Raw genomic sequence first — 232 nt, 5'->3', positions numbered from 1 at the left:
GAGAGGGTTTGGGCTTTTCCCTTTTCGCTCGCCGCTACTGGGGGAATCTCATTAGATTTCTTTTCCTCCGGGTACTGAGATGTTTCACTTCCCCGGGTATGCCTCATGCACCTATGAATTCAGTGTATGATAATCCCGCTTTACCGGGACTGGGTTTTCCCATTCGGAAATCCACGGATCAAAGGATGGTTGACTCCTCCCCGTGGCTTTTCGCAGCCTCCTACGTCCTTCA

1 rRNA gene (cut by a window edge) is annotated in these 232 nt (G+C 51.3%); it reads right to left on the bottom strand.

Annotated elements, in window-relative coordinates:
• Positions 1-232 (bottom strand): 23S ribosomal RNA (locus QME66_14000); its annotated part reaches 592 nt to the left of the window's first position; the annotation flags it as partial.

This window comes from Candidatus Eisenbacteria bacterium (genome assembly GCA_030017955.1).
Taxonomy (GTDB): Bacteria; Eisenbacteria; RBG-16-71-46; order JASEGR01; family JASEGR01; genus JASEGR01.
Note: the sequence above shows the minus strand (reverse complement) of the source record. Positions and strands in the feature narration are given on the sequence as shown.